Below are 19,204 nucleotides of genomic sequence, written 5' to 3' on the forward strand. Positions count from 1 at the left end.
ACATCCGCCCCCGCAAAGGAAAAGACCATGACCACGGAATCGAGCCGACACACCCATCCGCAGGGACCGCCAGAGCCCTCCGCGCCCGTGGCGGTGGCCCTGCCCCTGCCCCGGGCATCTACCCCGCGCCGCCCGCTGCAGGTCAATGTGTCCTGCTGCGCGCCCGATGGCAGTTGCTCTGCCAATGCCGCGCCGGTCAAGGCATCCGCAGCGCCGCATGACCACACGCACGGCGGCGCCCATGACCACACAGGCCACGACCACGCCAGCCAGGGTGGTGCAGACGAGCATGCAGGCCACGACCACGGCGCCCTGCCCGGCTGGGGCCGCATCGGCGCATCGCTGGCGGCGGCCACGGGCGCCGAGCTGGCGCACCTGCTGGGCCCGGACACGCCGGTGTGGCACTACGGCGGCATGGCGCTGGCGGCGGTGGCCATCTTGCTGGCGGGCCTGGGCATCTACAAAGCCGGCCTGAAATCGCTGCTGCGCGGGCAACTGGGCATCAACACCTTGATGGCTGTGGCCGTCACGGGCGCCTTCGCCATCGGCCAGTGGCCCGAGGCGGCCATGGTGATGGCCTTGTACGCCCTGGCCGAGCGCATCGAGGAAGGTGCCGTGGGCCGCGCGCGCAACGCCATCGGTTCGCTGCTGGCGCTGAGCCCGGAGCAGGCCGATGTGCAGCAAGCCAATGGCCAGTGGCGCAGCGTGCCCGCGGCCGAGGTGGCGCTGGGCGCCACGCTGCGCGTGCGCCCCGGTGGCCGCGTGCCGCTGGACGGCACGGTGACCACCGGGCGCGGCGCGGTGGACGAATCCAGCGTCACCGGCGAAAGCCTGGCCGTGGACAAGGTGCCCGGCGACAAGCTCTACGCCGGCACGCTGAATGCCCAGGCCGAGTTGCTGATGCAGGTGACCTCCGCCGCCGGCAACACAACGCTGGACCGCATCATCCGCGCGGTGGAAGAGGCCCAGGCCAGCCGCGCGCCCACGCAGCGCTTCGTGGACCGGTTTGCTGCCATCTACACCCCCGCCGTCTTCGTGCTGGCGGTGGTGGTGGCCGTGGGCGCACCATTGCTGCTGGGCTGGGGCTGGCTTGATGCCATCTACCGCGCACTGGTGCTGCTGGTGATTGCCTGCCCGTGTGCGCTGGTGATCTCCACGCCCGTCACGGTGGTCAGCGGCCTGGCCGCGGCGGCGCGCCGCGGCATCCTGGTCAAGGGCGGTGCCTGGCTGGAGCAGGCGCGCGGCATCCGCGCCGTTGCCTTCGACAAGACCGGCACCATCACCGCCGGCAAACCCGTTCTGGTGGGCCAGGCGCAGTTTGGCGACGATGCTGCCACCGACGTGGCGCGCGCGCTGGCGGGCCACTCGGACCACCCGGTATCGAAAGCCATCGCGGCCGGCCTGGGGGACGCCGCAGGCGCCGACCTGCCTGCGGTGGAGGACTTCACCGCCCTGGCCGGGCGCGGCGTGCAGGGCCGCATTGCCGGCAGCACGTGGCAGTTGGGCAACCGCCGCCTGATGCAGGAGCGCCAGCTGTGGACCGACGCCGTCGAGGCCGCCGCCGCAGAGCACGAGGCCCTGGGCCGCAGCGTGACCCTGCTGGCCGACGCCGATGCCGTGCGCGCCCTGTTCGCCGTGGCCGACACCCTGCGCCCGCAGGCCGTGCAGGCCGTGGCCGACCTCAAGGCCCTGGGCGTAGTGCCCGTGATGCTGACCGGGGACCATGCCGCCGCCGCCCAGGCCGCCGCCAGGGAAGCCGGCATTGCCGAAGTACAGGCCAGCCTGCTGCCCGAGCACAAGCTCGCCGCCATCGCCGCCCTGCAGCACAAGCACGGCATGACGGCCATGGCGGGCGACGGCATCAACGACGCCCCCGCGCTGGCCAAGGCCGACATCGGCTTTGCCATGGGCGCGGCCGGCACCGATGTGGCCATGGAGACGGCCGACGTGGTGATCATGAACGACGACCTGCGCCGCGTGGCCGAGACGGTGCGCCTGTCTCGCCGCACGCACCGGGTGCTGGTGCAGAACATCACGCTGGCGCTGGGCATCAAGGCCGTGTTCTTCGGCCTGGCGCTGGCCGGCCAGGCCACCATGTGGATGGCGGTGTTCGCCGACATGGGCGCCAGCCTGCTGGTGGTGGCCAACGGCCTGCGCATGCTGCGGCCCGAGGGCGGCACCGCCACAGCGGAAAAGACAACCGCATGACCGACCGCCACCCCACCGACCCGCAGGCCGCCGTGCCCGCCGCCCTCGGCACCGCCGAGATGGGCCCGCCCGCCTCCACCCTGCAGCGCCCGCCCGGCAGCCTGCGCGTGTGCCTCACCACCACCCTGCCCGCCCCGGCCGACTGGGTGGCTGCGCAGCTGCAGACCACAGCGCTGTTTCGCCATATCACCGCGCCGCTGCTGCGCTTTGGCACCATGCAAGGTCCCTGGCCCGCGCACTGGCCGCTCGGCGACACGGAGCTGCGCTTCGCGCTCTTCGGCCTCGTGCCCATGGGCCGGCAGACCGCGCGCATCAGCGTGCACGCCTGCGACGGCATCCCCCGCGCCTGGCCGCTGCTGCGCGACAACGGCACAGGCCAGCTCATGCGCGCGTGGGACCACCGCATCACCGTGCACAGCCTGCCCGGCACACCTGGCACGCCCGAGCGCACCTGCTACACCGACGAGGTGTTCGTGCGTGCGCGCCATTTGCCGTGGCTGATGACACCGCTCAGCGCCGCATTTGCCTGGGTGTTCTACCTCCACCGGCAGCGGCGCTGGCGGCAGCTTGCGCGCGGCCATGCCCACGCGCAAGGCCGCGGGACAGCCGCATGAGCGGCCCGCCACCGCTGGCGCCCGTACCTGTACCCGCACCCGCGTTGCAGCGTCCGGCATTCGATCATCTCCTGGCCCGCTTCGAGGCCAGCGCGGGCGAGCCGCCGGCCGCACGCTGGCAGTGGCTGGAGGCGGCCCACGTGCTGGGCCAGACCCGGCTGGGCCTGCACTGGCGCTCGCACACCGCCATGCTGCGCTACGCCCTGCAGCTGCGCGACGGGCGCGAGGTGCTTGGCCAGGTGCTGCGCCTGGCGCTGGTGCCATTGGGCCACCTGCTGCAGCGCCTGCCCATCGGCAACATCGGGCGCGCGCATGTGCCAGCACTGCGGCCCATGGTGCCGGCGGCGGACACCACGGCGCGCATCCATGCCGCGCTGCGGGCCGCGGACATCGGGGCCACTGTCCGCCCAGGGTGAAGGGACGCAGACCTGCCCGACGCGCGGATGGGCAGCTCTCCGACAGCCAGGCGCCTGCAGCACTTCCATCCTTGGGGTACCGCACGTTTCGCGGTGCCAACCAAGGAAAGCGAACCATGAACAAGGACCAAGTAGCAGGACGTGCCACCGACATCAAGGGCCAGGTGAAGGAAGCCGCTGGCAAGGTTGTCAACAGCCCCAAGCTGCAAGGCGAGGGCCTGGCCGACCAGGCCGTGGGCAAGACCCAGGCGCAGGTGGGCGACGCCAAGGAGGCCGTGAAGAAGGCCATCGACAAGATCTGATCGATCCTTGCGCGGAACAAGCGGCCTGCGGGCCGCTTTTTTCTTGCGACCATGCGAACAGGGGGTCAAGCGGGGTCTTCAACCGCCGCCGGGTCCCGCTTCTTCTCGCGCAGCACCGCGTTGACTTCCGCGCCAAAGATCAGCGTGGTCGCGCTGATGTAGAGAAACACCAGGGTGGCCACGATGCCCGCGAAGCTGCCGTAGACCAGCGCCAGCTTGCCGGCCGTGCGCAGCGAGTACGACAGCGTGGCGGCCGCGACCACCCACAGGGCCGCCCCGATGAAGGCGCCGGGCAGCACCGTGCCCAGGCGCTGGCGTATGTCGGGCAGCCAGCCGTAGAGCAGCGCGTACAACAGGCTCAGCGTGATGTAGGCCGCGCCGTAGCGCACGCTGTCGTACAGCCAGACCACCTCGTCGGCACCGTCGACGCTGGACACCACGAACTGCCAGATGCGCGGCATGATGATCACCGAGCTGAAGGTGGCCAGCACGCCAGCGCCCACGATGACGGTGAACAGCGTAGCCTTGATGCGCGCCTTCCAGAACGGCAGGCCGCGCGTGATGCCGTAGGAGCGGTTCAGCGCCGAGCGCACGGCCTGCATGCCGGACGAGCCGGTCCACAGCGTCACGATCAGGCCCACGGTGAGCAAGGCCTCGTTGCGCTGCGCGAGCACCTGGCGGATGACGGGCTGCATGGCATCGCGCACCACCGGTGGCGCGTAGCCCACCACGCGCTCGGCCAGTGCCGCGGCCTCGCCGGGCTGGCCGAAGAAGCCGGCAGCGGCGGACAACAGGATCAACAGCGGAAACATGGCCAGCAGCGACGAGAACGCCAGGCTGCCCGCCTGGTTGGCGCTCTGGTGCAGCACATAGTTGCGCACCGCCAGGACCAGCACGCCCAGCACCGGCATGCGGATGCATGCCCGGCCCAGTTGCCGCAGGCCCTGCATGGCCACGGTCAGCACAAAGCCGCCGGGCGCGTCATGGGCGAAGCTGCCCTTCGATGGAGTCGTCCAGCGTCTTGCCGATGGCAGCGCCGATCACCATCTTGGTGGCCGCCACCAGGCCGCCATGCTTGTTGTCCCAGTAGTAGCCGGAAGCCGGCACAACCTCGATCACTGTGATGCGCGGATCGTCCTTGCCCGCGGTGAACCAGGTCTTCATGACCGGGTTCCACAGCCCGTCGATCAGCGCCTTGTCGCGGTGGATGGTGGCGGTGCCTTCCAGCACCAGAAAGCCCGAGTGCTTGGCCCCCTGCAGGAAGATGCGCACATGGGGGTCGGCCTCGATCTCGCGGTTCTTGTGGCTGTCGGATGCGCTCAGGAACCACAGGTGGCCTGCCCCATCCGCCTTCTCGATGCTCATGGGCCGCGTTCCCTTGGTGTCGCCGCCGGGCGCGTTGGTGCAGAAGAAGCAGGCCCCGGCATCCTCGGCCATCGCCTGGATGCGCCGGGCTGCCTCGCCGCCCGCCAGGTGCTGGTGCGTGTCTTCGGGCTGGTTCTGGTTGATCGAGTCCACGGCGTTCTCCAGGCAGGGATGGGGATGCCGAAATTGGGCCTGACCGCACAGGGCCGTTGTGTAGGAGCCGATCCGTTGCCCGCGCCATCCAACACGACATGGGCCCATCGGGCGCACCTGCCGCTGCGCACCCTTGTAGGCCGACAGCGCGTCTACGGGCGCTTGTACCCACCTCGGCAGGCGATCTGGTTAGAGTGGAAAAAAACACCGTTTGAAAGAGAGGCAAGAAAATGAAAGCCCTTTGTTTTGCCGTTGCCTGCCTTGGCTTCGCCGGGTGCAGTGGCACCGGTCCCGCACCCACCCAGCGCACGGCGGCCGAAGATCCTACGGCCATCTGCCTTGCGGCACTGGACAGCCACGCCAGCCTGGCCACGCTCAAGCCCCGGGTCGGCAGCATCGCGCAGCCCGAGGCGGCACCCCTGGCGCTGCGCTCGAGCACCGAGGTCGCGACGGTGGGGGACGAAAAGCAAGCCATCCAGTCGTGGGCAGGCCTGCGCAAGGACTGCGTGAACGCGGGTGCGGAGTTCCGCCTGAAGAACGCGCCGCCCGCCTATGCTGACATCGTGGAAGAGGAGAACTCGCGCTTCACCGTGCTGCTGTCGCGCCTGTACACCGGCCAGGTCGGGTACGGCGAATTCCTCAACGAGCGCATCGCCCTCGACGCCGAGATGAAGAGCCGGCGCAACAACGCACGCGAGCAGCACCAGCGCGCCAACGCGCCCATCCGGGAAGAAGAAGCCCTGCGCCGGCGAAGTGAGCTGAGCAATGCGCTGGCCGCGCTGCAACTGCCCCCTCCCCCGCCCGGCAAGAACTAGGACTCAGTCCTAGGATTCGGCCGTGAAGCCGATGGCCTTGACGATCGGGCCCCAGCGCTCGCCATCGGCCTTGAGCAGCGCCGCCAGCTCGGCCGGGCTCGACGAGCGCGCCTCCAGCCCCATCGCCGCCAGCCCGGCGATCACATCCTTGTCGGCCAGCGCGGTGCGGATGGCGGCATTGGCCTTGGCCACCAGCTCGGCCGGCGCCTTGCCCGGCAGGAAGAAGCCGAACCATTCGTTGTAGGCCATGTCCTTGTAGCCCTGCTCGATCAGCGTGCTGACACCCGGCATGAACTTGTTGCGCGTGGCGCCCGAGGTGGCCAGCACGCGGATCTTGCCGCCCTGGAGGTGCGGCAGGAACTCACCCACCGGCGCCGAGACGGCCGCGATCTGCCCGCCCAGCAGGTCCAGGATGGCCGGCTGCGAGCCGCGAAAGCCCACGTGGCGCATGTCCACCTTGCCGGCGCGGCTGATCAGTTCACCCACGAAGTGCGGCACCGAGCCCGGCGCGGGCGAGCCGAAGTTGGCGCCCGTGGGGTTGGCCTTGCACCATTCGAGGAACTCGGGCACGGTCTTCACCGAGGCCGGCACCTGCGGGCCCACGGCAAAGCCCATGTCGAACACCACGCCCAGCGAGACCGGGGTCACGTCGGCCACGGGGTCGTAGGGCAGCTTCTTGTAGGTATGGGGGTAGATGCCCAGCATGGACATGGGCGTGGCCAGCAGCGTGGCGCCGTCGGCAGGGGCGGCCTTGAGCGTGGTGATGGCGATCTGCCCGCCCGCGCCGGTCTTGTTCTCCACCACAGCCGACTTGGCGTAGCCACCCGTGATCTGGGTCGCCACGCGGCGCGCCAGGGTGTCCACGGTGCCGCCGGCGGCAAAGCCGGCCAGGATCTTCACGGTGTCGATGGCCTGGGCCTGGGCCATGAAGGGCAGCGTGCCTGCGGCGCCGGCCAGGGCCAGTTGCAGGATGTCGCGGCGGGAGGTTGCGGGGGAAAGGCTCATGGTTTGTCTCCTGTGCTTGTTGTGCAATCAGTGCGTGCGAAGCGGTGGCGGCAATCCCCTGCCCGGTGGATGCCACGGCCCGGCGATGGTACGTGAAAATCGGGCCCGTCCGCCCTAGAAAATACCCGTCAGTGGACCAGGTCGCCAAGCCCCAGGCCCGCCCGGCGCACCGCGGCCCAGAACAGCTTGGCATGCAGATCGTTGTCCGGGTCGGTCAGCCCCACGTCGCGCGACGACACCGCGAGCGCCTGGGCCGGGATGGGGGTGTTGGCGCCGGCCATGGAATCGGCCAGCACCTGCACCTCGCAGGCACGCTGCAGCACGTAGTTGAAGTAGAAGGCCTCGGGCAGGCTGCGGCCCGTGACCAGCAGGCCGTGGTTGCGCAGGATCAGGCAGTTGCTGGCACCCAGGCTGTGCACCAGGCGGTCCTGTTCGCCCGGGTGCACGGTGATGCCCTCGAAGGCGTGGTAGGCCACGTTGCCGCTCAGAAAGGCCGAATAGAAATTGTCGAACTTCAGGCCCTCGGCCTTGCACGACACGGCCACGCCCGCCGTGTGGTGGGTGTGCATGATGCAGTGCGCGTCCTCGCGCGCCGCATGGATGGCGCTGTGGATCACGAAGCCGGCGCGGTTGACCGGGTAGTCCGCAGCCCCCACCGGCTGGCCCTGCAGGTCGATCTTCAGCAGGTTGTTCGCCGTCACCTCGCCGTAGTGCAGGCCGAAGGGGTTGATCAGGAAGTGCGCCTCCCGCCCCGGCACGCGCACCGTGATGTGGTTGAAGATCTCCTCGCTCCAGCCCCGGGCGTGGAACACGCGGTAGCAGGCCGCCAATTGCACGCGCAACGGCCACTCCATCGCATCCATGCCCTCGGGGCGGGTTGCCGCCAACTCTCGTTCATCGAACATCGTCATCTCCTTTCGGCCGGGAACGTTCTCAGACGCTCTCCAGCATGATTGTCTTGCGGGCACCTGCCGCAATGCGCTTTTGCCACTCCGCCGGCCCGGTGATGTGGGCGCTGGTGCCCCCCGCATCCACGGCCACCGTCACCGGCATGTCCACCACGTCGAATTCGTAGATGGCTTCCATCCCCAGGTCCGCAAAGCCCAGCACCTTGGCGGTCTTGATGGCCTTGCTCACCAGGTAGGCGGCGCCGCCCACGGCCATCAGGTAGGCGCTCTGGTGCTTCTTGATCGCCTCGATGGCCACCGGGCCGCGCTCGGACTTGCCGATCATCGCGATCAGGCCGGTCTCGGCCAGCATCATCTCGGTAAAACCGTCCATGCGCGTGGCGGTGGTCGGGCCGGCCGGGCCCACGGCCTCGTCGCGCACCGGGTCCACCGGGCCGACGTAGTAGATCACGCGGTTGGTGAAGTCCACGGGCAGCTTCTCGCCCTTGGCCAGCATGTCCTTGATGCGCTTGTGCGCGGCGTCGCGTCCGGTGAGCATCTTGCCGTTGAGCAGCAGGGTGTCGCCCGGCTTCCAGCTGGCCACTTCTTCCTTGGTCAGGGTATCGAGGTTGACCTTCTTGCTCTTGTTGTAGTCGGGTGCCCAGTTCACGTTGGGCCACAGGTCCAGCGAAGGCGGCGTCATGTACACCGGGCCCGAGCCATCCATCACGAAGTGGGCATGGCGCGTGGCCGCGCAGTTGGGGATCATGGCCACGGGCTTGCTGGCCGCATGCGTGGGGTACATCTTGATCTTCACGTCCAGCACCGTGGTCAGGCCGCCCAGGCCCTGCGCGCCGATACCGAGGGCGTTGACCTTGTGGTACAGCTCCAGGCGCATCTCCTCGACCTTGTCGAGCTTCTCGCCGCGCGAGGACTTGGCCTGCAGCCCGTACATGTCGAGGTCGTCCATCAGGCTTTCCTTGGCCATGACCATCGACTTCTCGGCGCTGCCGCCTATGCCTATCCCGAGCATGCCCGGAGGACACCATCCTGCGCCCATGGTGGGGACCGTCTTGAGAACCCAGTCCACCACGCTGTCGCCAGGATTGAGCATGGCGAATTGGCTTTTGTTCTCGCTTCCTCCCCCTTTGGCGGCGATGAACACTTCCAAGGTGTTGCCGGGAACGATCTCGGCAAAGATCACCGCAGGCGTATTGTCCCTGGTGTTCTTGCGCTCGAACTGGGGGTCCGCCACTACGGACGCCCGAAGCGGATTGGCGGGATCGGTGTAGGCGCGCCGTACCCCTGCATTGATGGAATCATCCAGGGTACCCTCGAACCCCGCCCACCGGACATCCATCCCCACTTTCAGGAACACGTTCACGACGCCCGTGTCCTGGCATACGGGGCGCCGGCCGGTGGCGCTCATCTTGCTGCTCGCCAGGATTTGTGCAATCGCATCCTTCGCGGCCCGGCTTTGCTCTTTCTCATACGCCCTCGCCAGGTGAGCGATGTAGTCCGGTGGATGGTAGTAGCTGATGAACTGCAGCGCAGCAGCAACGGACTCGACGAGATCGTCGTATTGGATCGTGGTGGTGGTCACGGGCACCTCAATCGACCTTGATGCCGCGCTCGCGGATCAGCTTGCCCCAGCGCTCGCGCTCGGTACCGACGTAGCTGGCCATCTGCTGCGGGGTGCCGGGCGTGGGCTCCACGCCCATGGCGAGCAGCTTGCCCTGCACCGCCTCGGACTGGAGCGCCGCGACCAGCGCGGCGTTGAAGCGCTTCACGTCCTCGGCCGAGGTGGCCGTGGGCACCGTGAGGCCCTGCCACGAATAGGCGTCGAACCCGGTCAACCCCTGCTCGGCCAGCGTCTGCAGCTGGGGCAGCACGCGCGTGCGCTGCTCGGTGGTGACGCCCAGCGCCCGCAGCTTGCCGCCCGCGATGTGCGGCAGGCCGCTGGCCGAATCGATCAGCATGCAATCCACCTGGTTGCCCAGCAGGTCCTGCACCGCAGGCGCGGCGCCCCGGTAGGGCACGTGCACGAGGTTCAGGCCCGTGCGCTCGCGCAGCAGCTCGGTGGCCAGGTGGTGGGCCGTGCCGGAACCGGGCGAGGCGTAGGTCACCCCTTGCGGAAGTGCTTTGGCCCAGGCCAGGAACTCCTTGAAGTTGCTGGCCGGCACCCGGGGCGCGACCACCAGGATCAGCGGAAAGCGCGCCATCATGCCGACCGGCGCGAGGTCTTTGGCCGCGTCGTAGCTGAGCTTGTCGAACAGCGCGGGGTTGGCCGCCAGGGTCGCAAAATCGCCGCTGAACAGGGTGCGGCCACGTTCGCGCGAGCGGGCCACATAGTCGGCCGCGATATTGGTCGCCGCCCCGGGCTTGTTGACGATGACGATGGCCTGCCCCAGTGCCTTGCCCATGGATTCGGCCAGCAGCCGGGCCACCACGTCGGAGCCGCCGCCGGCGGCATAGCCCACCACCCATTCGATGGGCCGGGTGTCGGCGCCGTTGGCCCGCGCCAGGCGGGACAGGGGCAGCAGGCAGGCGCCCGCCAGCAGGGCGCGCCGTTCGGGCATTGCAGGCACTGAAAAGGGTTTGGTCATCATGGTCTCCTGGTGGTTCTTGTAGGGGGGTTGTCAGCGCGCATCCACCTGGCTGGCGGGCTGGGCGCGCTGGAAGGCCGGCAGCGCCATGCAGGCCTGCTCGATATGCCGCACGCGTTCATAAGGTCCGAGGTCGAGTTCGAAGCGCCGCGCATTGAACAGCTGCGGCACCAGGAAGCAATCGACGATGGAGGGCGATGCGCCCAGCGCGTAGTCACCGGCGCAAGGTACGGCCTGCAGCTCTGCCTCCATGCGGGCCAGGCCCTCGGCGCACCAGTGGCGGTACCAGATGCCGACCTCGGACTCGGGCAGGCCCAGCGTGCCGCGCAGGTACTGGAGCACGCGCAGGTTGTTGAGCGGGTGGATCTCGCAGGCCACGAGCTGGGCCAGGGCGCGGGCGCGGGCCTTCTCGGGCTCGCCCACAGGCAGCAGCGGCACGGCCGGAAAGCGCGCATCGAGGTACTCGATGATGGGCATCGACTGCTGCAGCCGCAGCCCGTCGATCTCGAGCAAGGGCACGAGGCCGAAGCTTGCGATCTCGCGGTAGGCCTCGCCGCAGTGCGCGCCGGCCGCCAGTTGCCACGGCACCGGCTCCCAGGCCAGGCCCTTGAGCTCCAGCGCAATGCGCACCCGAAACGCCGCCGAGCTGCGAAAGTAGGTGTGCAGGCGCAGGCCCGGCCCTGCGCTCATGCCGCCGCCCCCGTGCGCACGGTCTGCTCGATGGCGCCGAACAGGCTGTGCCCCGCCGCATCACGCACCTCGATGCGCACCCGGTCGCCGTGGCGCAGAAAGGGAGTGAGCACGCTCGCCCCGCCCAGTTGCTCGCGCACCCGGCGCTCGGCCAGGCAGCTCACGCCCGCGGCCGGGTCGCGGTTGGAGACCGTGCCGCTACCCACGATGGTGCCGGCCACCAGCCGGCGCGTGCGCGCGGCATGCGCGATCAGTTGCCCGAAGTCAAAGTCCATGTCCACGCCGGCATGGGGCGCGCCCAGGCGTTCGCCGTTGAGCGTGGACACCAGCGGCAGGTGCAGCTTGCCGCCGCGCCAATGCGGGCCCAGCTCGTCGGGTGTGGCGAACACCGGGGACAGGGCCGTGGCGGGCTTGGACTGCAGGAAGCCGAAGCCCTTGGCGATTTCGGGCGGGACCAGGTGGCGCAGCGTGACGTCGTTGGCCAGGCCGACCAGGCGCACCCGGCCCAGCGCGGCTTGCGCACTGCAGCCGATGGGCACGTCGCCCGTGACGACGACGACCTCGGCCTCCAGGTCGATGCCGAAAGCCTCGTCGGCGGCTTCGATGGGGTCGTGGGCACCCAGGAAGTCGTCCGATCCGCCCTGGTACATCAGCGGCTCGCGGCGCAATTCATCGGGCGTGTCGGCGCCGCGTGCGCGCCGCACCAGCTCCACGTGGTTCAGGTAGGCCGATGCATCGAGCCACTGGTAGGCGCGCGGCAGCGGCGCCGCGCAGGCCTCGGGGTGGAAGGCCTCGAAGGGCCCCTGCCCCGCGTCCAGGGCGTCGGCGGTGCGCTGCAGCGCGGGCGCCATGGCGTCCCACTGGTCCAGGGCGGACTGCAGGGTGGGGCATTCGGGCACGGCGCGCATGCGCTGCAGGTCGCGGCTGACGACCACGAGCTGGCCGTCGCGGCGGTGGTTTCGGAGGGTGGCGAGTTTCATGGAGTGGCTGGGGAATCGTTGGTTTCAGGACTGGATGGCGGCCCACATCTCGCGGTCACGCACGTCGGTCCAGATGCGCGGGTTGGCGATGCCCCGGGCTTCGTCGTAGGCGCGCGAGACGTCGAAGGGAATGCAGTGCTCGTAGATGAAGACCTGGCCGAACACGGGGTCCATCACCCGCCGCGTGTCGGCATAGACCTGCTGCAGCGTGTGGCCCGCGGCCACCCCGTCGCGCGCGCACTGCAGCAGGGTCTGCACCCAATCGCGCGTATAGGCGATGGCGTTCAGGCTGTCGGCCGCCGTGCGCAGCGCCGGGCCGCGGCCGGGCACGAGCTGCTCGGGCTTCAGGGCGGCCAGGCGGTCGAGCGTGGCCGGCCAGGCCGCCAAATGCGCGTCGCCGGTGTAGACGCCGGCATTGAACTCCACCAGGTCGCCCGAGAAGACGATGCCCTGCGAGGGGATCCAGACGATGGAGTCGCCGCTGGTATGGCCGGCGCCCAGGTGCAGCAACTGCACTTCGAGGCTGCCCAGGTGCAGGGTCAGCTCCTTGTCGAACACGATGGTTGGCCAGGTCAGGCCGGGAATGCTCTCCTGGGCCTGGAACAGCCGCGGGAAGCGGCCGATCTCCGAGGCCATGTCCTCGGCCCCGCGCTCCACGATCAGGTCGCGCGTGGCCCGGCTGGCGATCACGTTGACCGCCCCCTCGGGCACAAAGCCGGCGGCGCCCAGCACCCGCACGGCGTGGTAGTGGGTGAGCACCACGTGGCGGATGGGCAGGTCGGTCACCTCGCGGATGCGGCGCACCAGGGCCGCGGCCATCACCGGGGTGGCCGTGGCATCGATGACCATCACGCTGTCGTCGCCGATGATCACGCCGGAGTTGGGGTCGCCCTCGGCGGTGTAGGCCCAGGCGTTGGCGGACAGCTGGGTGAAGCTGGTCTTCTTCTCGGCCAGGTCGGCCTGCGAAGCGAATGCGGGGGAATGGCTCATGCGTTCTTTCGATTCAAGGGGGAAATTCAAGGGAGTGCGGGTTGCAGGCTGCGGCCGGCGGAGCGGGCCACACTGGCGATGGCGGCCTGCAGCCGCGCGGCGTCGTCCACTTCGGCCGCGAGCGCCAGCACCAGGCGGGTGAGCAGATCGCTCTGCACCGCGGGGGTGGCGGCGTCGGTCAGCGCGATCAGGGACTCCAGTACGTCATCAAGCTGTTGTTGCGTGCAGGTCATGGGCAAGGGCGGGTGGTGGATCGGTGGGAAGGGGCGCGAGGGCGGCGGCCAGCAGGGCCGGCACCAGCGCGGGCTGCAGGTGGGCCTGGCGGGTGGCGACATGCTGGTCGGGCCGCACAAGCCAGCACTCGCCGCTGTCCGCCCCCACCCCGAGCTGGCGCAGCAGCGCCGCGCGGCCCTGCCCATCGCAGGCCGGGGACACCAGCACCACCGCCAGCAGCGGGTGCTGTACCGAGGCCAGCGCACGCGGCAGCCGGTCGCCAAACACCAGCAGGGTGAACCAGGGGCCCAGCAGGTGGTGCAGGCTGGTGCCGCCCAGGCGCACGTCGGGCAGCGCGGCACCCGCCCCGGCATCGCCGGCCAGCAGCGGCGAATCGGTGTAGCGGCACGGGGCCGACAAGCGGCCGGTGTTGATGCAGCGTGCCGCCCAGGGCAGCTGCGGCGCCATGGAGATGATGGCCTCGCGCCAGAGCCGGGCCGAGGCATGGCCCTGCGGGTGCACGAAGCGCGAGGAGCGCCGCGCCTGGCGGATGTTCTCGAAGGCGCCCTGCTTGCGCTCGGTGGAATAGGTGTCGAGCAGCGCCTCGTCGGCGCCATGGTTCAGTACCAGGGCCAGCTTCCAGGCCAGGTTGTCTGCGTCCTGCACGCCGCCATTGCCGCCGCGCGCGCCAAACGGCGCAACCAGGTGGGCGGCATCGCCGGCAAACAGCACGCGGCCGGCGCGCAGGTCGGCCAGGCATTCGTGCCGGTAGGCCCAGACGCCGGACCAGGCGATCTCGAACACCAGGTCGTCACCGAACAGGGCATGCACGCGGCGGCGCATGGCCTCGGGCGTGGCAGCGGCCACGGCGTCCTCGTCCTCGCGCAGCTGGAAATCGAGCCGCCAGGTGTCGTCGGCCATCTTGTGGCGCCAGACCGCGCGCCCGCCGTTGGCCGAGGCGTCCAGCCAGGTCCAGCGCTCCTGGGCCCAGTCGCAGCCAGGCACCGTGATGTCGATGATGATCCAGCGGTCTTCGGTGCGGTCGTGCACCACGGGCGCCAGGCCCAGCGCAGCGCGGCTGGGGCTGGAGGCCCCGTCACAGGCCACGGCCCACTGCGCGTCCAGTTCATAAGGCCCATCGGGGGTGCCCACGGTGAGGCGCACGCCGCCCTGGTGCGGGGCCATGTGCTCGACCTTGTTGAGCCAGCGCACTTCGGCCAGCGGCTCGGCCTGCAGCGCCTCGACCAGGTACTGCTCCACGTAGTACTGCTGCAGGTTGGCAAAGCCGTTGTGGCGCAGGTCGGGCTGGTCCTGCAGGGTGTAGGAGGTGACGGGCTGGTCCCTGGCCAGCACGCGCGCCACGTTCCAGGCCACGCCCTTGGCGGTGATGCGCCCGGCGACGCCCAGGCGCTCGAAAATGTCCAGCGTGCGCTGCGCCCAGCACATGCCGCGCGAGGCCAGGCCGCGCACGCCCACGGTATCGTCGTCGTCGAGCACCAGCACGGGCACGCCGCGGCGCGCCAGGTCCAGGGCCAGCGACAGGCCGGTCAGGCCACCGCCGATGACCACGGCGGGGCGGGGATCTTGAGGGCGCCCGTCCAGTTCGGGCGGGCGGCGGTAGGGGTAGCGGGGCAGGACGTGCATGGCATCTCGGCGTTGACTGAGCTGCCATTCTCGAAAGCACCGTGTCCCCTGTCTGTCCCCTCGCAGGGGGACATGCGTGCGGCCATGGTCTGTGGCATCATTTCAGGAAAGCGCGCCTGCGCACCCCACGCAAGGCAGAGCGCACAGGAGACAAGACAATGGATTGCACAACCGCGCTAGCGACGCGCGATGCCTGGCTGGGGCAATGCGTGGCGGACATCGGCAGGCCGCGTTTTCATGCCCGCCTGCTCGAAGGCATCCACGCGGTGCTGGGCGCCGACCACTTCAGCCACCTGAGCTACGACCCCGAGGGCCGCATCCGCCATGCGGCGGCGGCTAGCGTGTGCAACCAGCCGCTGATCGACTCCACCACCGACATCTACGTCAAGCACCTGTACCGGCGCGACCCCAACTACCCGCTGGTGCGCGATGGCAGCACACCCGAGGCGCCCGCGCGCAGCGGCGCCGACCTGCGCCTGCTGGGCATGTCGCCCACGGGCATCGGCGATGCAGAATACCGGCGCGTGCTGTTCGACGAGCCGGGGTTCACGGGCAAGGTGTCGCTGCTGGGCCTGCAGGGCGGCCACCGCTGCTACCTGAACTTCTACTTCTCGCGCGTGCCACTCGACATGGGGCATGCCGCCACGCTGCTTGGCCAGTACGGCAGCACGCTCATGGGCCTGGCCTGCCGGCACGACGAGCTGGCGTTCCCGCAGGAGGAGCAAAAACAGGGGGAGCGTGATCCCTGGAGCACACTGTCTGCGCGCGAGCGCTCCACCGCAGAATGGCTGATGGAGGGATGCACCGCCAAGGAAATCGGCCGCAAGATGGCCCTGTCGCCCGCGACCATCGTCACCTACAAGGAGCGCATTTTCTCCAAGCTCGGCGTGGGCAGCCTGCGGGAGTTTCTGGCCTTGGGTGGCCCGCCTGAGCGCAGGCCCGCATCCCTGGGCCCGCGGCAGCTGTCATAGCAGGGTTGCGATGAGCAGCCCCGTGGCACCGCACGCCAGCAGCGAGGCCACGATCATCAGCGCGCCGTCGCGCACCAGCAGAGCCAGGCCGATCAGCGCAATCGCGCCCATGGGCACCGAGCTGGCGAACGGAAACAGCTCCAGTGGCGGCACCATGCAGGCCAGCGCGATGCAGGCCAGCGCCGCCAGACGCATCCCCAGGCCCGAGGTCAGCCAGCGCAAGCGGCCGTGGAACCAGCGGTCCAGGCGCGTGGCCATGGGGCGCGCGCCGGCCACCAGGCGCTTCATCCTGGCCGCGGCCACGTCGCGCCGGGCCACCCACGCGGGCATCCACAGGCGCTTGCGGCCGCTGAGCATCTGCGCCGCAAACAGCACCACCACCACGGCCAGGGCCGTGGGCACGCCGGGAATGCCCCCCAGGGGCGATATCTCGATCAGCGCCGGTACCAGCAGAAACGGCCCGTAGCTGCGCGGGCCCACGGCGTCGACTAGGTCGGCCACAGCCACCCGCCCGTGGCTCTGGGCCAGGGCGTCGAATTCGTCGAGGATTTCGCCCAGGGTATCGGGCTGCTGACCGCCAGCGGATGGGGACAGTGCGGCGGAACGGCTTGCAACGGAAATGGTCATGCCCCAGCATGCGCACCGTGCAAGGCCGTGCGTGCCAGACAGCACCGCATCTGCAGGTGGGACCCTCACATCAACGACGGCAGCACCTGCACGATGAGCGCCCCGGCGATGCCCTGCACCGTCACGTAGTGCCAGAACAGCACCGTGTTGTCGAGCGTGGCGCGCGCACCCTGCTGCAGGTGTCCGGACAGCGAGCGCGCCAGCAGATAGGCACCCATGATGGCGAGAATGCCCACGTGCATCGCCTGCCAGCCGAGCAGCGCGGCGACGGTGGCACTCCAGGCATCGGCACGCGGGTTCAGGCCCGCCTGCAGGTGGCCCGTGAACTCCAGCGCGATGGCACCACCGGCGCAGGCCATGGCCAACACGGTGGCCACACGCAGCCAGGCCTGGCCTGTGGCCTGCGAGAAGGACCGCTGGGCCACCCACAGCGCGGCCGACCCGACCAGAAGCAGCGCGCCCGATGCGAGCGGCCAGCCGGCCTGCGGCAAGGCAGCGCCCGGTGGCGGGCAGACATCGGCTGCCATGGAGACATGCAGGTGGGCGAAGGTGGCCGAAGCGAACACGCTGGCGTCCACGCACAGCAGCACCACCACGGCCCACCACGAGTGCGAGTGGCGCCCCACCCGGCGCGTGGGCAGAAACACGCCCTCGGCCACCTCGGCCTCTGGCGCGGCCACGGGCCGGTCGGACTGCCAGAGCCAGACCACCATGGCCACCAGGGCGATCACGCCGCACAGCACCGCGGGCACCACCATCGATACCGTGAGCAGCAGGAAGAACCCGGCCGTGCCCGCCGCCGCGATGAAGGGCGACCAGCCGTCGCCAGGCAACAGCAACAGCTGGCGCGGCGTGGCATCGACCGGGCTGGTGATCAGCGACTCGCGCCCGCCGAAAATGGTGCGCGGCAGCCAGTAGGCGCCCAGCTCCGCCGCTTCGCGCAGGCCTGGGTGCTGCCACAGCGGCTCGCGCGAGCCCACGGGCGGTATGCTGCGCAGCCCGTACTCGCCGCCCGAGGCCCATTCGAGCGTGGGCGCGTTCCAGGGGTTGGCGGGCGGCCCGTCTTCGCGCAGAAACGTGCGCACCAGGTCGAAGAAGCACAGCACCACACCGAGCGCGAAGACGAAGGCCCCGGCGCTGGACAGCAGGTTGGGCCACTCCCAGCCCAGGCCCGCGTCGTAGGTGTACACCCGGCGCGGCATGCCCATGAGCCCGGCGATGTGCATGGGGAAGAAGGCCAGGTTGAAGCCCCCGAACATGAGGCCGAACACCCAGCGCCCCAGGCTCTCGGACATGCGGTGGCCATTGATCAGCGGCAGCCAGTAGTACAGCCCCGCGAACACCGGGAACACCATGCCCCCGATCAGCACGTAGTGCAGGTGGGCCACGATGAAATAGGTGTCGTGCACCTGCCAGTCGAAGGGCAGCACCGCCACCATGATGCCCGTGAGCCCGCCCAGCACGAAGATGGCGTGGAAACCCACCAGGAACAGCGTGGGCGCGTTGGCCTCGACCCGCCCGCGCCAGAAGGTGGCGATCCACGCGAACACCTGCACCGCGCTGGGCACGGCCACGGCAAAGCTTGCGGCCGACACCAAGTGCATGGTGAACGAGCCCAGCCCGGCCGTGAACATGTGGTGCACCCACAGCGCAAAGCTGAGAAGGCCCACGCCCAGCAGTGCGGCCACCACCCAGCGGTAGCCCACGATGGGCGTGCGCGCCAGCGCCGGCACCATCATCGACACCATGCCTGCGGCGGGCAGGAAAATGATGTACACCTCGGGATGGCCGAAAAACCAGAACAGGTGCTGCCACAGCACCGGATCGCCCCCGCGCGCGGGGATGAAGAAGGGCCAGTCGAACGCACGCTCCATCTCCAGCAGCAGCGTGCCCGCGATGATGGCCGGGAACGCGAACACGATCATCAGCGCCGTGACCAGCATGGCCCAGGCGTAGATGGGCATGCGCATCAAGGTCATGCCCGGCGCGCGCGTGAAAAGGATGCCGATGATGATCTCGATAGCCCCGGCGATGGCCGATATCTCGATGAAGCCGATGCCCAGCAGCCACCAGTCGGCCCCCACCCCGGGCGAATGCTCCTTGCCCGTGAGCGGCGGGTACATGAACCAGCCACCGTCGGGCGAGGCGCCGAAGAAGATGGTGCCGAAGAACACGGTGCCGCCGATGGCATAGGCCCAGAAGCCATAGGCCGACAGGCGCGGGAACGGCATGTCGCGCGTGCCCAGCATGCCGGGCAGCAGGTACACGGCCATGGCTTCGACCACGGGCACGGCGAAGAGGAACATCATCACCGTGCCGTGCATGGTGAAGATCTGGTTGTAGGTGGCGGCCGATACCAGGCCGGCCTGCGGTACGGCCAGTTGGGCACGCATGATGAGGCCGAGCACGCCGGCGAGGATGAAGAACATCAGGGCGGTGGCTATGTAGAACAGGCCGACCTGGGTGTTATTGACGGCGGAGAGTCTTCTCCAGCCTTTGGGTGGAGGTTGCCAGGCGCGCTCCAGGGCCTCGCGTTCGCCTGGGGGGCGGGGTAAGGGGTTGAGGGCTGGAGGGGCTTCTGTCATGGTGTTCCCCGTGGTTGCCCTGTGCTATGGCCGTTTTTCTGTGGTTGCTTTGTGCCTTGGTTGAGTGCGGGGGCCGGGATGTGCGCCCGGCGGCGCAGTAACTTTCTCTTGCGTCGCCAAGAGAAAGTCACCA

At 69.6% G+C, this 19,204-nt stretch carries 19 protein-coding genes; 6 read left to right on the forward strand and 13 right to left on the reverse strand.

Annotation, left to right across the window (positions count from 1 at the left end):
• The first annotated feature begins 27 nt into the window (after positions 1-27).
• The 4 genes from AC07PA_RS28430 (at position 28) to AC07PA_RS28445 (ending at position 3,540) form a co-directional block, all read left to right on the forward strand.
• Positions 28-2,208, forward strand: a complete 2,181-nt coding sequence (locus AC07PA_RS28430) for a heavy metal translocating P-type ATPase (protein ID WP_494607943.1) — start codon at positions 28-30, stop codon at positions 2,206-2,208.
• Positions 2,205-2,822: a hypothetical protein gene (locus tag AC07PA_RS28435; protein ID WP_494607941.1), complete on the forward strand. Its 618-nt coding sequence runs from the start codon at positions 2,205-2,207 to the stop codon at positions 2,820-2,822. The genes AC07PA_RS28430 and AC07PA_RS28435 overlap by 4 nt, the downstream gene beginning before the upstream one ends.
• Positions 2,819-3,238: a DUF3703 domain-containing protein gene (locus tag AC07PA_RS28440; RefSeq protein ID WP_494607939.1), complete on the forward strand. Its 420-nt coding sequence runs from the start codon at positions 2,819-2,821 to the stop codon at positions 3,236-3,238. Before AC07PA_RS28435 ends, AC07PA_RS28440 begins: the two co-directional genes overlap by 4 nt.
• Positions 3,239-3,354: 116 nt before the next feature.
• Complete coding sequence (locus tag AC07PA_RS28445; RefSeq protein ID WP_494607937.1) at positions 3,355-3,540, forward strand: CsbD family protein; 186 nt, start codon at positions 3,355-3,357, stop codon at positions 3,538-3,540.
• Between the two features lie 65 nt (positions 3,541-3,605).
• Here the strand turns inward: AC07PA_RS28445 and AC07PA_RS28450 are convergent, their stop codons facing one another.
• Positions 3,606-4,505: a YihY/virulence factor BrkB family protein gene (locus tag AC07PA_RS28450; RefSeq protein WP_494607935.1), complete on the reverse strand. Its 900-nt coding sequence runs from the start codon at positions 4,503-4,505 to the stop codon at positions 3,606-3,608.
• A gap of 16 nt (positions 4,506-4,521) precedes the next feature.
• Positions 4,522-5,058 (reverse strand): pyridoxamine 5'-phosphate oxidase family protein, encoded by a 537-nt coding sequence (locus AC07PA_RS28455; RefSeq protein ID WP_494607934.1) that lies wholly within the window; start codon positions 5,056-5,058, stop codon positions 4,522-4,524.
• Between the two features lie 230 nt (positions 5,059-5,288).
• Between AC07PA_RS28455 and AC07PA_RS28460 the strand changes: the two genes are divergently transcribed.
• On the forward strand, positions 5,289-5,873 hold the full coding sequence (locus tag AC07PA_RS28460) for a hypothetical protein (protein WP_145699014.1): 585 nt from the start codon (positions 5,289-5,291) through the stop codon (positions 5,871-5,873).
• Positions 5,874-5,882: 9 nt separating this feature from the next.
• On the opposite strand, the gene AC07PA_RS28465 is transcribed toward AC07PA_RS28460, so the two are convergent.
• The 9 genes from AC07PA_RS28465 to AC07PA_RS28505 all read right to left on the reverse strand — a co-directional run bounded on the left by AC07PA_RS28465 (position 5,883) and on the right by AC07PA_RS28505 (position 14,888).
• A complete protein-coding gene (locus AC07PA_RS28465) occupies positions 5,883-6,878 on the reverse strand; it encodes a Bug family tripartite tricarboxylate transporter substrate binding protein (protein WP_494607933.1) in 996 nt (331 codons plus the stop codon).
• Positions 6,879-7,006: 128 nt separating this feature from the next.
• Positions 7,007-7,789 (reverse strand): class II aldolase/adducin family protein, encoded by a 783-nt coding sequence (locus tag AC07PA_RS28470; RefSeq protein ID WP_494607931.1) that lies wholly within the window; start codon positions 7,787-7,789, stop codon positions 7,007-7,009.
• A gap of 22 nt (positions 7,790-7,811) precedes the next feature.
• Complete coding sequence (locus tag AC07PA_RS28475; protein ID WP_494607929.1) at positions 7,812-9,368, reverse strand: fumarate hydratase; 1,557 nt, start codon at positions 9,366-9,368, stop codon at positions 7,812-7,814.
• 7 nt (positions 9,369-9,375) lie between these two features.
• Positions 9,376-10,371, reverse strand: a complete 996-nt coding sequence (locus AC07PA_RS28480) for a Bug family tripartite tricarboxylate transporter substrate binding protein (RefSeq protein ID WP_494607927.1) — start codon at positions 10,369-10,371, stop codon at positions 9,376-9,378.
• Positions 10,372-10,404: 33 nt separating this feature from the next.
• Positions 10,405-11,061: a maleylacetoacetate isomerase gene (gene maiA, locus AC07PA_RS28485; RefSeq protein ID WP_494607925.1), complete on the reverse strand. Its 657-nt coding sequence runs from the start codon at positions 11,059-11,061 to the stop codon at positions 10,405-10,407.
• Positions 11,058-12,041: a fumarylacetoacetate hydrolase family protein gene (locus tag AC07PA_RS28490; protein ID WP_494607923.1), complete on the reverse strand. Its 984-nt coding sequence runs from the start codon at positions 12,039-12,041 to the stop codon at positions 11,058-11,060. Before AC07PA_RS28490 ends, maiA begins: the two co-directional genes overlap by 4 nt.
• Positions 12,042-12,065: 24 nt before the next feature.
• Positions 12,066-13,031, reverse strand: coding sequence for an MBL fold metallo-hydrolase (locus AC07PA_RS28495; RefSeq protein ID WP_494607921.1), 966 nt, complete (start codon positions 13,029-13,031; stop codon positions 12,066-12,068).
• Between the two features lie 26 nt (positions 13,032-13,057).
• Positions 13,058-13,264: a DUF2783 domain-containing protein gene (locus AC07PA_RS28500; protein ID WP_494607919.1), complete on the reverse strand. Its 207-nt coding sequence runs from the start codon at positions 13,262-13,264 to the stop codon at positions 13,058-13,060.
• Positions 13,239-14,888, reverse strand: coding sequence for an FAD-dependent oxidoreductase (locus AC07PA_RS28505; RefSeq protein ID WP_494607917.1), 1,650 nt, complete (start codon positions 14,886-14,888; stop codon positions 13,239-13,241). Before AC07PA_RS28505 ends, AC07PA_RS28500 begins: the two co-directional genes overlap by 26 nt.
• Positions 14,889-15,046: 158 nt before the next feature.
• Between AC07PA_RS28505 and AC07PA_RS28510 the strand changes: the two genes are divergently transcribed.
• A complete protein-coding gene (locus tag AC07PA_RS28510; RefSeq protein ID WP_494607915.1) occupies positions 15,047-15,859 on the forward strand; it encodes a helix-turn-helix domain-containing protein in 813 nt (270 codons plus the stop codon).
• On the opposite strand, the gene AC07PA_RS28515 is transcribed toward AC07PA_RS28510, so the two are convergent.
• Both AC07PA_RS28515 and AC07PA_RS28520 read right to left on the reverse strand, forming a co-directional pair.
• Positions 15,854-16,486, reverse strand: a complete 633-nt coding sequence (locus tag AC07PA_RS28515) for an exopolysaccharide biosynthesis protein (RefSeq protein ID WP_494607913.1) — start codon at positions 16,484-16,486, stop codon at positions 15,854-15,856. The genes AC07PA_RS28510 and AC07PA_RS28515 overlap by 6 nt on opposite strands.
• A gap of 65 nt (positions 16,487-16,551) precedes the next feature.
• On the reverse strand, positions 16,552-19,071 hold the full coding sequence (locus AC07PA_RS28520) for a cbb3-type cytochrome c oxidase subunit I (protein ID WP_494607911.1): 2,520 nt from the start codon (positions 19,069-19,071) through the stop codon (positions 16,552-16,554).
• Positions 19,072-19,204 lie beyond the last annotated feature (133 nt).

This window comes from Acidovorax sp. GW821-FHT09B03 (assembly GCF_059418305.1).

Coding starts and splice junctions, on each gene's coding strand:
- AC07PA_RS28430 (WP_494607943.1), top strand. CDS start 28: ATGACCACGGAATCGAGCCGACACACCCATCCGCAGGGACCGCCAGAG.
- AC07PA_RS28435 (WP_494607941.1), top strand. CDS start 2,205: ATGACCGACCGCCACCCCACCGACCCGCAGGCCGCCGTGCCCGCCGCC.
- AC07PA_RS28440 (WP_494607939.1), top strand. CDS start 2,819: ATGAGCGGCCCGCCACCGCTGGCGCCCGTACCTGTACCCGCACCCGCG.
- AC07PA_RS28445 (WP_494607937.1), top strand. CDS start 3,355: ATGAACAAGGACCAAGTAGCAGGACGTGCCACCGACATCAAGGGCCAG.
- AC07PA_RS28460 (WP_145699014.1), top strand. CDS start 5,289: ATGAAAGCCCTTTGTTTTGCCGTTGCCTGCCTTGGCTTCGCCGGGTGC.
- AC07PA_RS28465 (WP_494607933.1), bottom strand. CDS start 6,878: ATGAGCCTTTCCCCCGCAACCTCCCGCCGCGACATCCTGCAACTGGCC.
- AC07PA_RS28470 (WP_494607931.1), bottom strand. CDS start 7,789: ATGACGATGTTCGATGAACGAGAGTTGGCGGCAACCCGCCCCGAGGGC.
- AC07PA_RS28480 (WP_494607927.1), bottom strand. CDS start 10,371: ATGACCAAACCCTTTTCAGTGCCTGCAATGCCCGAACGGCGCGCCCTG.
- maiA (WP_494607925.1), bottom strand. CDS start 11,061: ATGAGCGCAGGGCCGGGCCTGCGCCTGCACACCTACTTTCGCAGCTCG.
- AC07PA_RS28490 (WP_494607923.1), bottom strand. CDS start 12,041: ATGAAACTCGCCACCCTCCGAAACCACCGCCGCGACGGCCAGCTCGTG.
- AC07PA_RS28495 (WP_494607921.1), bottom strand. CDS start 13,031: ATGAGCCATTCCCCCGCATTCGCTTCGCAGGCCGACCTGGCCGAGAAG.
- AC07PA_RS28500 (WP_494607919.1), bottom strand. CDS start 13,264: ATGACCTGCACGCAACAACAGCTTGATGACGTACTGGAGTCCCTGATC.
- AC07PA_RS28505 (WP_494607917.1), bottom strand. CDS start 14,888: ATGCACGTCCTGCCCCGCTACCCCTACCGCCGCCCGCCCGAACTGGAC.
- AC07PA_RS28510 (WP_494607915.1), top strand. CDS start 15,047: ATGGATTGCACAACCGCGCTAGCGACGCGCGATGCCTGGCTGGGGCAA.
- AC07PA_RS28515 (WP_494607913.1), bottom strand. CDS start 16,486: ATGACCATTTCCGTTGCAAGCCGTTCCGCCGCACTGTCCCCATCCGCT.
- AC07PA_RS28520 (WP_494607911.1), bottom strand. CDS start 19,071: ATGACAGAAGCCCCTCCAGCCCTCAACCCCTTACCCCGCCCCCCAGGC.